This is a genomic window from Chloroflexota bacterium (genome assembly GCA_016235055.1).
Classification (GTDB): Bacteria; Chloroflexota; Anaerolineae; order JACRMK01; family JACRMK01; genus JACRMK01.
The window spans coordinates 122565-135388 of sequence record JACRMK010000050.1 but is presented as its reverse complement, the minus strand read 5'-3'; the positions used below and the strand labels follow the sequence as shown (position 1 = coordinate 135388).

Genomic DNA, 12824 nt, shown 5'->3' with positions numbered 1-12824 from the left:
GTGACAAGCGCCTGAGAGCCAGCGCATCGCAAGCGGCATTGGAAAGTACCCGTACAAAGCCAAATTGAGAATTGCTGGGCTTTTCCATTCTCGCTTGACAAACCGACGGCCGGACCTTGAGCGGCTCACGACGCCGTCGAAGGGTGCTGTAAACAGGCCGCCGGCTTCGACCCCGTCTGCGCGGGGCGGTGCGGCAAGCTCAGGCTGCGGGGCGCCGGTTCGGACACGGTATCCAAGAATGGAAAGGCACTGTCCCGGGCATCAGCAATTCTCATTTTGGAGTCGGCCGCCAGGTTGCCTCTTCATCCCCTGGCCCCTGCTCCCCCGCGCGCGCGGGGGAGAAGGGGAAAAGCTAGCGGGGGAGAAGGGGAAAAGCTAACGGGGAGGGCAGCGCCACTTTTTCGGCGGGCCAGCTTGCGTGACAAGCGCCTGAGAGCCAGCGCATCGCAAGCGGCATTGGAAAGTACCCGTACAAAGCCAAATTGAGAATTGCTGCCCGAGCATGCAGGGCGATGACGTATGACGTGCAGATGTGCTACAATGTGTTTCGTACGCCACCCACACCGCCTCACGAGGAGAGACATGCAAGCATCACTCACCCCGTCCCCCATCGACCAACTGCTCGCGCTCGGCGAAGACAAGGCACGCGGGCCATGGCCTGACTATCTGGCTTTGGGCCTCAATGAGGAGCACATTCCCGAATTGACACGACTTGCGCTCGAGTGGGAGACGAAGCTCGACGATGACGCCTACGACCAACCAGCCGCCTGGGCGCCGATTCATGCGTGGCGCGCGCTGGGCCAACTGCGGGCGATGTCAGCCACCGATGCATTGCTCGCGTTATTAGATCGGACAGACAATGAGGGCGACGACTGGGCGAGTGAGGAGCTGCCCAGGGTATTCGGGCTGTTTGGCGCAGCATGCATTCCGGCGCTGGCAACATACCTGGCTGACACTAAACACGGGCTTTGGGCGCGATGTGCTGCCGTCTCCGGCCTCGAAGAGGTCGCCGAGGGCGATGACCAATCACGCTCGATCATCGTCGAGACGGTAACGAGGCAATTGGAGCGATTCGCCGAGCAGGATCCCGTTCTCAACGCGTGTCTGATTCACTTGCTCGTCACGTGGAAAGCGCTGGCGTCTGCGCCGCTGATCGAACGCGCCTACGCCGCCGGCCAAGTCGATCTCATGTATCGCGGCGATTGGGAGGATGCTCAGGTCGATCTCGGTCTGAAAGACAAACGTGACACGCCATACGAGGGCTTCTGGGCGCCAGATGCGCCCCGTGCTTCCAGGTCCTTCAGTGGAGAATCGGCAATCCCGAGTCTACCGTTTGGGGCGCGTTCCGCCATCCGATCTACGAAGACCAAGGGCAAAAGTCGGCGCAAGCAGGCCAAGAAGTCGCGGCAAAAGAACCGCCGCAAGAAATAATGCGTGAGGCTTAGCAGGCTGTCCGCAACGTGCCTGGCGATCCGTGTCTGTCGCGTCTCAGCCAGCGGCCGGCGGAATGTGGCTCATCGCGTGCTCGGCAAGCGCCGTGATCGTCAGGCTGGGGTTGACGCCTGGATTGCCCGGCATCACGGAGCCATCGACTACGTACAGACCCGAATAACCGTGCACGGCGCAATACATGTCCACGACGCCAGATTCCGCGTCGCGCCCTATAGGGCAACCACCCAGAATGTGCGCCGTCGTCGGGGTGTCCAGCAAACCCTCCACCAGCGATTCCTGGGGAATGCCGTTAATCCGCTCCGCAAACCGCCGGGCCACGTCCAGACCCACGGAAACGTGCGCGTCCACGGCATGCGCACTGCCGCGTTCCGAGACCAGTGCGCGCCGGCCGAGCGTGAGCCATCCGCGTCCGAGGCGCAACCGCATCCAGGTGTCGCGCGTCTGCATCACGAGTACGATCGTCGTGCGCCGCGCCCAGCCCGGCCCGATCGCCGTGTGAAAGAAGTCGCCGGGCTGCCGGAGCAGCGTCTTGGCGATCGACCACAGACGCCTCACAAATGTGCGGCCGCCCTCCGTCATCGGCACGCCCAGCAGGCGCATCAGCGACGAACCGTCGGGGTAGTGCACCGGCTCGATGTGCGTGACTGCATCGGCCTGGAACACCGAGGGGATCGCCACGCCTTGATCATACGCCACCGCGCCATCGCGCGCCGTGACGCCCAGCAGTGCCTCGCTGTTGGTCCGCACCTGTTCGCCTAGCCGCGGCGATAGTGCGGGCAATGAGCGCGTCTCGTCACGGCAGCGGAAGAGCAGCCCGAGCGTGCCGATGACGCCAGCCGAAATCACCACGTTGCGCGCCCGGACGGTGTGCCGAGCACGCCCCAGCCACGCCGTGGACTGCCGGTAGCGAATTTCGTAGCGCGCACCATCCGAATCGCCTTGCAGCGATCGCACATCATCGACGTGGCATTCAGCCTGCACCTGCACACCGCGCTTCTCGGCCAGGTACAGGTAGTTCTTGACCAGCGTGTTCTTGGCGTTGTGGCGGCAGCCGACCATGCACCCGCCGCATTGCTGGCAGCCGGCGCGGGCCGGCCCTTCGCCGCCGAAGTACGGGTCGGGTACCGTGACGCCCTCCGGCCCGAAGAACACGCCCACCGGCGTCGGCGTGAATGTGTTGCCGCGCCCGAGTTCATTAGCTATAGACTGCATCGCCGCGTCCGCCGGCCATGTGCGCGGGTTCACCACCACGCCCAGCATCCGCTTCGCCTCCACGAAGTGCGGCCGCAGCAGCACGCGCCAGTCGGCCAGGTCGCGCCAGCCCGGCGCATCAAAGAGGTGATCGTCCGGCTCCATCAGCACGTTCGCATAGCCGAGGCTGCCGCCGCCGACGCCGCTGCCGTGAAAGACAAGAATGTCCTTCAGGAGCGTCAACTGCAGGATGCCGAAACAGCGCAGCGGCGGCGCCCACAGGTAGCGCCGCAGGTCCCAGTTGGAGCGCGCAAAGTCCTCGTCGCGATAGCGCTTGCCGCGCTCCAGCACCAGCACGCTGTAGCCCTTCTCCGCCAGGCGCAGGGCCGAAACGCTGCCGCCGAAGCCGGAGCCTACAATCACGAAATCATATATCGTCGTCGGGTCCACATGCCGTCGTCCCGTTCTTTAGTCAATATGACCGTGTAGGGGCGGCTCGCGAGCCGCCCGCATCACGTTAGCGGCGCGCACCCCAGCGGTTCCAGTGCGTGCGCTCGCGTGCCGGCAACCGCTCGGCCGCCTTGAAGTCCGTGCCCGTAAAGTAAGCAACCGGCATCAGCGCGGCCTGCGTGATATTGTCAGGGATGCCGAGCAGCTCCGCGACCTGCCGCTCATACGGCAGATGCAGCGTCGTCCACGCCGCGCCAAGCCCGCGCGCGCGCAACGCCAGCATGAACGACCACGCCGCCGGCAGGATGGAGCCGTAGAAACCCGCCTGCGCCGCCGGTGACGGATCGCTGGGTCGCCCCTCGATGCACGCCGAGTCGCGCACTCGCAGCGTCTGCTGAACGTACGAGTCGTTACTTGCCGCCGCAGCGCTGAAACGCCGCGCGTTGTACGCGGTCCATGACGTGCGGTAGTACTCGGCCACCTGCGCGCGCTTGGCGGCGTCGGTCAGCACGAAGAAATGCCAGCCCTGCTGGTTGCTGCCGCTCGGCGCGTGGGTCGCGATCTCGATGCAGCGCTCGATGATCTCCGGCTCGACCGGGCGTGTCAGGTCGAGGCGCTTGCGCACGGAATGGGTCGTCGTCAGCAGTTTGTCAACGGTTGCGAGATCCATAGGAACTCCTTGGGTTATGGGTTGGCCGCGCAGCGGATGCCGGCCTCAAAGCCGACGTGTCGCTGGAAGTAATTGAGCCGGTTCGCGCCGCGCACGGCGCGCAGGTTGTTGTTCCATGCGCCGCCGCGCATCACGCCGATCGCCTCGGACGGCGGCGGGCCATCGGCCGGGCCGCGCGGGTTGGCCGGCGGCGAGAGCGCGTAGTAGTTGCCATCGTAGAAGTCGGCGATCCATTCCCACGCGTTGCCGGCCATATCCAGCGCGCCGTAGACGCTGGCGCCTGTCGGGTGGCTCCCGACTCGCACCGTATCGCCGGGTCCGCCCTCGGCGCTGTTCAGCCGGCTCGCGTCAAAGGCATCGCCCCACGGGTAGACGCTGCCGTCGGGACCGCGTGCCGCCTTTTCCCACTCGGCCTCGCTCGGAACGCGCTTGCCGGCCCACGCACAAAACTGCTTCGCGTCGGTCCACGAGACGTAGAGCACCGGGAATTCAGCGAACTGCGGGTTGGCATAATAGTCCGTGCGCGTGGCCGAACGGAACTGGCGCGGCGCCTGGCATGCCCCCCCCGCCACGCAGCGGGCGTACAGCGCGTTTGTCACCTCCGTGCGATCGAGCCAGTAGGCATCGAGGTACACGCGATGCTGGGGCGTCTCGTGCTTGAATGCATACGGGTCGCCGCGGCTGCCCATCAGAAACTCGCCGGCCGGAACCATCACCATCGTCGCGCCTCCGCGCTCGATCGTCTGCCCCGTCTTGAGCGTCGGATCGAGCGTGGCGGTCGGACGCGCTGTCGCTGTGCCCGTCACGGTGGGAGGCACCCGCGTCGCGGTCGGCGTTGGCGTGCCCGTAGCCGTCGGCACGATGGTCGGTGACGCGCTTGGCGACGGTGCAGAAGTTTGCGTGGGCAGCGACGTCGCGGTGGGAGCCGCAGTTGGCGATGGCAGCGGCGTAATAGTTAGCGGAGGCAATAGAGTTGGCGTTGCAGATGGCAAGGGCGTCGTACCACAAGCGGCCGCCGCGAATATAGTTATCAGGGCTAACGTAAAGCGCAGAGCGCGCGACATGGCTTACATTATACACGCCCTGCCTGCCGCGCGGGCTGAATTCATCTGTTTCTCATCCGGCTTTCATGAACTCGCGAATACCCATTGGTAGAATTGAGCGTATTGTCATGTAAGCCGCACTCCGCAGGGTGAGTTCATCGCACCCGCACATCACGTTTATCCGAGAGGAAATTGTTCAATGAGAAATCTGTTTGCCGGACTTCTGGTTCTGCTGGCGGCTACCGCCTGCGGGCCGTTTGCGCCGGCTGAACCGACCGTCGCGCCGACGACAGCGCCCAGGGCCGCTGCGACATCCGCAGCGACAGCGTCAGCGGCGTCTACGCCAGCGACCGCACGCCCCGCCAACACACCGGCCGCCAGCGGTACCACCGCGCCATCCAGTACGACGCCGGCCACTACACTGCCTGCTGACGCCGTGCGTGTCGTCTTCGCCGATGACTCCGAAGCGCGCTACCGCGTCCGCGAGCAACTGGCCGGCGTGAGCCTGCCCAGCGATGCGATCGGCCGCACAAAGACGATCAGCGGACAGATCATCGCGCGCACCGACGGCACGATTCTGTCGGACCAGTCCAAGATCACGGTCGATGTAAGCACGCTCAGGAGCGACGAGAGCCGCCGCGATAACTTTCTGCGCATGGCCGTTCTGGAAACCGGCCGCTACCCGCAGGCGGTCTTTATGCCGACCTCGGCCAAAGGCTTGACCGTGCCGCTCAAGGACGGGCCGATCGCCTTCCAGTTGATCGGCGACCTGACGGTCCGCAATGTGACCAAATCGGTGACCTGGGATGTAACCGGCGAGTTCAAGAACGGCGAAGCGCGCGGCACGGCGACGACGTCATTCACGTTCGCCTACTTCAACATTCAGAAGCCGAACGTCCCGATGGTTTTGGGTGTGGAGGACACGATCAAGCTGGAACTGGATTTGCACTTGAAACGTGGCTAACACCCGCACCGAATTGCGCCGACGCCGCGGACCGAACTCCGCGGCGTTTTTTGTCATCCGTCACGCCCCCTGAGAATTCCAGGTCGTCGCGGCGACGTGCGTGCGGACAGAAATTGGTGCGCCGCATATCCAAGCCGTCATGCCAGCGGACAACGACATGTCGGCATGACGGGCCAAAATGAATAACCAGTCTGGTTGCCCGCCAAGTTTCTGAACAGCCTGTCGAAGGGGCGACCAAGCAGCTATGCGCTGCGACAAGCTCAGCGCACGCGTGCTCTTCAGTCTCCACAATGCAGCCGGGCGCACCGGGCGTATAATTCTGTGGCACATCTGCGCCGCGCGTATACCATGCCCAAACTACCTGATTCCTACCCACCTGACAGCGCACCAACAGACGCGCTGATCATTTTCAACCGCGTCAGCAAAACATTCGCCGAGGGCGGGCGCGAGCGCGTCGTACTCGCCGAAGTCACCGCATCGTTCAACCGCGGCGAGTTCATCGCCATCATCGGTCGTTCCGGCAGCGGCAAGAGCACGCTGCTCAACCTGCTCGCCGGGCTGGACCTGCCCTCGGATGGCGACATCTGGATCGCCGGCGAACGCATCAGCGCGCTGGATGATCGCCGCCGCACGATTTTCCGCCGCGACCACATCGGGTTCGTGTTCCAGTTCTTCAACCTGATCCCGACGCTGACCGTGATCGAGAACGTCCTGCTGGCCGCCGAGCTCAGCGGCGTCAAAGCACCCGAGGCCCGTAGGCGCGCGGAGGAGTTGCTGCGCGAAGTCGGATTACTCGATCGCGCCGGCGCGTACACGGACAAACTGTCGGGTGGCGAGCAACAGCGCGTTGCGATGGCCCGCGCACTGTGCGCGCACCCGGAGTTGATCCTCGCCGACGAGCCGACCGGCAATCTCGACGCCGACACCGGCGCAGCCGTGATGGATCTGCTGACACGGCTCTCCCGCGAGCGCGGCACAACGTTGATCATCGTCACCCATTCGTCCGAAGTAGCCGTCCTGGCCGGCCGCCGCTTCAAGCTCGATCACGGACACCTGGTCGATGTGAGCGGTGACGCGATCATTGCCGGGGCGGCGCGCTAAGCATGCACTGGACGCTGCTGAAGACCGGCCTGCGTGACGCCATGCGGCGGCCATGGCTGACCGGTCTCATGCTGTTCAGCGTCGCACTCGGCGTCGCCGTCGTCGTGGCGATCGACCTGGCTAACGATTCGGCCGCGCGCGCCTTTCACCTCTCGACCGAGGCGGTGATCGGCCGCGCCACGCATGTGATTCAGGGCGGGCCGGGCGGCATCGACGACGACGTGTACCGGCGGTTGCGCGTGGACGGCGGTTACCGGCTGAGCGCGCCGGTCGTCGAGGGCTACGCCGGCGTCGAAGAGATGGGCGGCCAGACGGTGCGCGTGCTCGGCGTCGATCCGCTGGCGGAGGCGCCGTTCCGGTCATACCTCACCCTGCCGCGCACGCCCGCCTCGGATGGGGGCAACTTTGACGCGCTCACGGCGTTTTACACGCGGCCGGGCGGCGTGCTCGTCGGGGCGGAGAGCGCCGCGCGTTTCGGGCTGCGCATCGGCGACCGCATCAGCCTGCGCGTGGACTCGGCGCGCAAAACAGCAGTCATCGTCGGGCTGCTCAAGGCGCCTAACGACGTTTCGGCACGCGCGCTCGAAGGGTTGATGCTCGCCGACGTTTCGACCGCGCAAGAGTTTTTCGGCATGCGCGGCCGCCTATCGCGCATCGACCTGATCGCCACGCCGGAAATCGCCGGGCAGATCGCAGCACGCCTGCCGCCTGGGCTGGCGCTTGCGCCGGCCTCGGAACAGTCCGATACGGTTACGCAGTTGACCGCGGCGTTCCAGCTCAACCTCACAGCGTTCAGCCTGCTGGCGCTAATGGTCGGCATGTTTCTCATCTACAACACCGTCATGTTCACGGTGGTCCAGCGCCGGCAAATGCTTGGCATTCTGCGCTGCCTCGGCGTGACCGGCCGACAGATCTTCGCCCTGATCATGGCCGAGGCCGCCATCATCGGGACGGTCGGCTCCGTGCTCGGCGTGCTGCTCGGCATAGTCCTGGGCCGCTTCACGGTCGCGCTCGTCACACAGACGATCAACGATCTGTATTTCAGCGTCACCGTGCGCGGCGTCGACGTGCAAGCCGCCACGCTCCTGAAAGGCGCCGTGCTCGGCATCATGGCCGCGCTCATCGCGGCAGCCGTGCCGTCGGCCGAGGCCGCGGCTGTGCCCGCTATCACGGCGCTGCAGCGCAGCGATCTGGAAGATCGCGTGCGGCGCATGCTGCCCGCGCTGACACGCACCGGGGTCGTGATGGCCGTCGCCGGCCTCGCGCTGATCATCTTTGTGCAGTCCAGCGTCTTCGTCTCGTTCGCCGGCCTGTTCGTCTTTCTCTTCGGGCTGGTCTTCTGCGTGCCGCAGCTGACCGTGTACCTGATGCGCGTGGCAGCGTGGCTGCTCGGCCGCTGGGGCATGCTCGGCCGGATGGCGGCGCGCACGGTCACCAACGCACTGAGCCGCACGTCGATTGCGATTGCCGCGCTGATGGTCGCCATATCCGTCACGATCGGCGTCACCGTGATGATCGCGTCGTTCCGCACCACCGTGGAGAACTGGCTGGATCAAACGCTGCTGGCCGATATTTACATTGCGCCCCCGCAGTCGTCGGCCAATCGCGCAGTCAGCATGGACCCGGCGCTGCCAGATCGCATCGCCGCAGTTCCAGGCATCAGCGGGATCGAAATATACCGCAATGTCAGCGTGGCGTCGCCGTCGCATGGCCCAGTGCGCCTCAATGCGGTCACCTCGCGGCGGGGGCGCGGCGCATCGGTCTACCGCTTCCGCAACGGTTCACCCGACGAGATCTGGGCGCAGGTGCTGTCCGGAGCGCTGATCATCACCGAGCCGTTCGCAAACCGGCTGCGCCTGAATCTGGGCGACCATCTGTCGCTACTGACCGACCAGGGACCGCACGACTTCCTGGTGGCGGCGGTGTCGTACGACTATTCGTCTGATCAAGGCTCAGTACTCATGAGCCTGGACACCTACCGGCGCTACTGGAACGACTCGGCGATCTCGTCGGTCGCGGCGTATGTCGCGCCGGGGGCCGACGCGGGCCGCGTGGAAGATGCCGTGCGCGCGGCGCTGGGCGGCGCGGTGGTGCGCGTGCAGGCCAATCGCGCCCTGCGCCAGACGGCGCTCGTCATCTTTGACCGCACCTTCGCCATTACCGCCGCGCTGCGCATCGTCGCCGTCGTCGTCGCTTTCATCGGCGTGCTGAGCGCGTTGATGGCGCTCCAGTTGGAGCGCACGCGCGAACTGGGCACCCTGCGCGCCACCGGCATGACGATCCCGCAGCTTTGGCGGCTGACGCTGCTCGAGACCGGCTTGATGGGCGCGACCGCCGGGCTGTTGTCGATGCCGGTCGGGCTGGCCATGTCGCTGGTGCTCATCTATGTGATCAACCTGCGCTCGTTTGGCTGGACGATCTTTTTCTCGCCGGTGCCGGAAGTGTACGTGCAGGCGCTCGCCATCTCCATAGCCGCCGCGCTGCTGGCCGCGGTCTACCCGATGCAGCGTATGAGCCGCATGCAGGCCGCCACGGCATTGCGCAGCGAGTAAACGCATGAAACGCATCGCCGCCCTGCTGGGGCTTCTCCTGGTTGCCGGAATGACCGTGTTGATTCTGCGCGCACCGTCACCGTCCGGCGTCAGTGCCGAGGTCACAGCGCTCCAGCACGTCGACGATGCCGCCGGCTACCTGCGCGCCATCGCGCCGCGCGCGCTGGTTTTTCCGGCCGACCACGGTCCGCATCCCGACTACCAGACCGAGTGGTGGTACTACACCGGCAATCTGACCGCCACCGATGGCCGCCGCTTCGGATACCAGTTGACGTTTTTCCGGCGCGCCATCACGCCGACCATGCAGACGCGCGACTCCGACTGGGCGACGAATCAGGTTTATTTCGCGCATTTCGCGCTCACCGATGGGTCATCTCAGCGCCATATCGCAACCGAGCGCTACAGCCGCGGCGCGGCGGGGCTCGCGGGGGCCAGCGGCGCGCCATACCGGCTGTGGCTGGAGAACTGGTCGGTCGAATCGCTGAACGCCGACGGCAGCGCCGTCCGCCTGCGCGCCAGTGACACGCCCGCCGGCACGGGCGAACTGGCGCTTGATCTCAAACTCGAGTCCACCAAGCCACTCGCGCTGCACGGCGAAAACGGACTGAGCCGCAAATCGGCGCTCGCCGGAAATGCCTCATACTACTTCTCTTACACACGACTGGCCAGCCTGGGTTCGCTGACCATTAACAGCCAGCGCTTCGACGTCAGCGGCCAGTCGTGGATGGATCACGAGTTTGGCACGACCGGCCTGGGATCGGACGCCGTCGGCTGGGACTGGTTCTCATTGCAGTTGAACGATGGCCGCGAACTCATGGTCTTTCAGATTCGCCGGCGTGATGGCAGTATCGAGCCGTTCTCGTCCGGCACGCTGATTATGAAAGACGGCACGACGCACTTTTTTCCCAGCGAGCAGTTCCGGGTGCAGGTGCTCGACCACTGGCAAAGCCCGCGCACGGGCGGCAGATATCCGTCGCGCTGGACACTGGAACTGCCATCAGAACGCATCACCCTCAACATCGCGCCGCTTGTAGCCGACCAGGAAATGGATATCACCTTCAAGTACTGGGAAGGTGCAGTGCGCATCAGCGGCCAATCCAACGGCGCGACCGTGGATGGTTATGGCTATGTCGAGATGACCGGCTATGCCGGGCAGTTCCCGCGCTGAGTGAGACCTCACCCCGCCAGATGGCCAGTTCGTTTCGGGCCTCTCATCTGACAAGATAGATCCAAAACTGCAGCAGTGTCGCAATTTACAATTCATACGCACGATATCCGTCATACTATTTCAACTTGGCCATGTCCTCACAGCGATTGCGCAAGTGCAACTGCCGCCCCCTCATCCCCTTGCCTTGCGCCCCCTCCCAGCGAAGCTGGGAGGGGGTCGGGGGGAAGGCAGAATTTGGCGGCGTGCCGTGTGCACATGCGACATGCACATGGGACATTTTCAATTTGAAATAGTATCACATTCATCATTCCGCGTTGTGCCAACCTTCACAAGTTCGCGCAATTGTTAAACTGAGCACAGTACAATTATTGCGAGTACTTGTTTACTGGGTAGTTGTCATGAGTGCAGTACTCAGCATGGGCGTTGATCGATTGGTTGACCCGCTCAACCGCATGGGATGACGCCACAGGCAGACTCGCTCACATACATCAACCCCACCCCCGACCCCTCCCCGCTTTCGCGGGGAGGGGCGAAAAACAAAGGGGATGAGGGGGCGAGGCACTGCAGGTAAGCTCTTAATTGAGAGTTCAATACGGGCCATGCCAGAAACATCGTGCATGCGGCTATCGCGTGGTTGTCTTGGACAGACATGCAATGAATACCCGTCCGCAGACGTGGTAAACAATTACTATTGCGATTTATGGCTGCGCGCGACATTAGTTTCTCACCAATCCTTAATCTAAGGGATAGAAAATTCTCAACTCAAGACCCTATCTTGTTAGTGCATCGAAGGGATACAGGCGGATAGGGGACAGCTATGATCAACACAAGATATCTGACGCCACAAGCCGCATCGATCAAGTGGCGCATGTACGATTGGTTCTATGTGCAGAAGGGCAATCGCGACCTGCGGCTGGATTTCCTGCGCGGGTACGCGGTGTTTGCGATGATCGTCGATCATCTGGGCAGTGATTCCTGGCTGCAGAACTTCACGGGCGGCAACCGCTTCTTCGTTTCGGCTGCCGAAGGCTTCGTCTTCATCAGTGGGTTGCTGGTTGGCATCATCTATGGCGACATGATGCGCAAGATCGGCTGGTGGCCGGCCGCGCGCAAAGCGCTGGCTCGCGCCTGGACGCTCTATACGCTGACGGTGCCATTGACGCTGCTATTCGTCTGGCTGATCGGCACATTCAACCTCCCCTTTGCATCGTGGTATGTGATCGGCGATCCGCTTAAGCTGATCTTCGATGTGGCGACGATGCAGCGCACGTTCGCGTTTGCCGACATTCCGCTGCTCTACACGCAACTGCTGCTGCTGGCGCCGGTCGCCCTGTGGCTGATGAACCGGGGCAAGACTGGTTGGATGCTCACGGGATCGCTGGCGCTGTGGGGCGCGTACCAAGTCTCGCCAACCGCGATGTCGGGCTTCCCCTGGAACATCGAGGGCAATTGGGTTTTCCATGTGGCGGCCTGGCAACTGCTATTCTTCGCCGCGATGGCGCTCGGCTACCACCGCAAGACCGTGTCGCGCCGCCTGGGCCGTTTCATGCGCCTGCGCTGGTTCAGCCTCGCGCTGGCGGCCACCGTCGCGCTGCTGGTCATCTTCCCTAACGCTAATCCAGACGATCCGACAATCATGGCGCTGTTTGACAAAGCCAGCCTGTCCGTTGGGAGACTGGCCGCCTCGGCCGTTGTCTTCTCAACACTCTATATGGGCACGACGCTGTTCTGGAAGCCGCTCTATGGCACCATCGGCTGGCTGTTCAATCCGCTGGGCGAAAACTCGCTGTATAGCTACACGATGCACGTTATGTTGCTCGTCGGGTACTACATTGTCGTCGCGCACATCGGCAGCGGCGACGGCCAGGACATCGTGGCGAACTCCGTTCTCCAACTCGGCGCGGTGGCACTGACCTGGCAGATGATTCGCAAGAACTTCCTGTTCCGGGTGATCCCGCGTTAGCCGAGAACCTGCCAGCGTGATGATTTCGATTCGGCTTCCGGCGTAGGTTCACCGGGAGCCGCGTTCTTGTATGCGCGCATGCCAGAGTCACCTATACGCACTATTTTTGCCGGCCCTTCAAATTGACAGGCACTCGCTTAGGTAGTAAATTGAAGAGGTATAGTGTCGTTTCCGTCATGAGGCAGTTGAGGCCGGCATGAAGCGCGTCATTGGTATTGTTGTAATCGTCATCGTGACCGCTGGCGTTTTTTCCCAGCAACCAAGGCCGCA

9 protein-coding genes are annotated in these 12824 nt (G+C 63.7%); 6 read left to right on the top strand and 3 right to left on the bottom strand.

All coding sequences use genetic code 11. The features are described 5' to 3' along the window. Positions 1 to 582 precede the first annotated feature (582 nt). The gene (locus HZB53_12905) at positions 583 to 1431 is read left to right on the top strand and encodes a hypothetical protein (GenBank protein MBI5878541.1); all 849 of its coding nucleotides are present in this window, start codon (positions 583 to 585) and stop codon (positions 1429 to 1431) included. Positions 1432 to 1488: 57 nt separating this feature from the next. On the opposite strand, the gene HZB53_12900 is transcribed toward HZB53_12905, so the two are convergent. The 3 genes from HZB53_12900 to HZB53_12890 all read right to left on the bottom strand — a co-directional run bounded on the left by HZB53_12900 (position 1489) and on the right by HZB53_12890 (position 4623). Further along, positions 1489 to 3093, bottom strand: coding sequence for a GMC family oxidoreductase (locus HZB53_12900; protein MBI5878540.1), 1605 nt, complete (start codon positions 3091 to 3093; stop codon positions 1489 to 1491). A 67-nt stretch (positions 3094 to 3160) separates the two neighbouring features. Continuing rightward, a complete protein-coding gene (locus HZB53_12895) occupies positions 3161 to 3763 on the bottom strand; it encodes a nitroreductase family protein (protein ID MBI5878539.1) in 603 nt (200 codons plus the stop codon). A gap of 14 nt (positions 3764 to 3777) precedes the next feature. Then, entirely contained in the window at positions 3778 to 4623 is an 846-nt protein-coding gene (locus HZB53_12890; GenBank protein ID MBI5878538.1) for a formylglycine-generating enzyme family protein, read from the bottom strand. A 382-nt stretch (positions 4624 to 5005) separates the two neighbouring features. Between HZB53_12890 and HZB53_12885 the strand changes: the two genes are divergently transcribed. From HZB53_12885 to opgC, 5 genes are all read left to right on the top strand, one after another. Beyond that, positions 5006 to 5770: a YceI family protein gene (locus HZB53_12885; GenBank protein MBI5878537.1), complete on the top strand. Its 765-nt coding sequence runs from the start codon at positions 5006 to 5008 to the stop codon at positions 5768 to 5770. Positions 5771 to 6118: 348 nt separating this feature from the next. Next, complete coding sequence (locus HZB53_12880) at positions 6119 to 6871, top strand: ABC transporter ATP-binding protein (protein MBI5878536.1); 753 nt, start codon at positions 6119 to 6121, stop codon at positions 6869 to 6871. A 2-nt stretch (positions 6872 to 6873) separates the two neighbouring features. Further along, positions 6874 to 9423, top strand: coding sequence for an FtsX-like permease family protein (locus tag HZB53_12875; protein ID MBI5878535.1), 2550 nt, complete (start codon positions 6874 to 6876; stop codon positions 9421 to 9423). Between the two features lie 4 nt (positions 9424 to 9427). Continuing rightward, positions 9428 to 10591, top strand: a complete 1164-nt coding sequence (locus HZB53_12870) for a carotenoid 1,2-hydratase (GenBank protein ID MBI5878534.1) — start codon at positions 9428 to 9430, stop codon at positions 10589 to 10591. An 817-nt stretch (positions 10592 to 11408) separates the two neighbouring features. After that, entirely contained in the window at positions 11409 to 12554 is a 1146-nt protein-coding gene (gene opgC / locus HZB53_12865) for an OpgC domain-containing protein (protein MBI5878533.1), read from the top strand. Positions 12555 to 12824: the final 270 nt, after the last annotated feature.